The sequence below is a fragment of the Litoribrevibacter albus genome, from assembly GCF_030159995.1.
GTDB classification, from domain to species: domain Bacteria; phylum Pseudomonadota; class Gammaproteobacteria; order Pseudomonadales; family Litoribrevibacteraceae; genus Litoribrevibacter; species Litoribrevibacter albus.
This window is the reverse complement of record NZ_BSNM01000005.1, coordinates 1-859: the sequence shown is the minus strand read 5'-3', so window position 1 is coordinate 859 and position 859 is coordinate 1. Positions and strand designations below refer to the sequence as shown.

General features: G+C 42.8%; 1 protein-coding gene. It reads left to right on the top strand.

From position 1 onward, the window contains the following. Positions 1 to 450 precede the first annotated feature (450 nt). The coding region (locus tag QQL66_RS04770) for a DUF6160 family protein (protein ID WP_284379398.1) at positions 451 to 859 on the top strand (409 nt) is incomplete at its 3' end.

Genomic DNA, 859 nt, shown 5'->3' with positions numbered 1-859 from the left:
GACTGTTGGTATGGGTTCTGTAGGTGGTGTATCTCAAACAATTGGTACAATCCACATGGAGAACTTGGACGTATCTGGTACTACTTTGAAAGTATACGGTCACTAAGTTGATCTGATTGCTTTAAAGCAAGTATTGAAAAAGCCGCCTTCGGGCGGTTTTTTTTGTGCGTGCTGATTATGAACTTGGTTTTATTGTGTGGTGGTTGTTACGATTTTGGATGGTTTGTGTTACTGATTTGCTTGTTTTTGTTTTGCGGCGACAGGAATTGTGTTTTTTGACGCTGAAATGGCGGGGTTCAATCGAAAGGTTGGGGTGTGAGGTCGGGGAATATTTGGTTTGTTTCGCTGATTGTTGGGTTTTATGGAACGAATAGTTCGTTAAACTGGATATAAGAGTTAACAAAGACTCTACTTATAAAGTACTCAAAAATAATAATTAGGAGTTACACAATGAAAGGTTTCAAAAAGCTGGCTCTAGTAGCTGCGATCGCTGCACCACTATCTTCTGTACACGCTCTAGAAGCATTGGATGATTCAACGCTTTCTGGTATGACTGGTCAGTCTGGTATCTCTATCGACCTAACCACTCAAGTATCTATCGACCGTTTTGACTATACCGATGAAGGTACTCTTTCTATCAACGGTATCGAGTTTGGTGGTGCTGGTGCTGATCTGGCGTCTGCAGGTACTGCAGTATTGGACGACATCAAAATTGACATCGACGTAGAAGCGGACGGCGACCTATTGATCCACTTGGGTACTCAAGACGTAGCGTCTTTCCTACAAGGTACTAAAGAAATCGACTTCGGTTTCGCAATGGACAGCATGACGTTGACTGACGGCACTGACACTACAACAG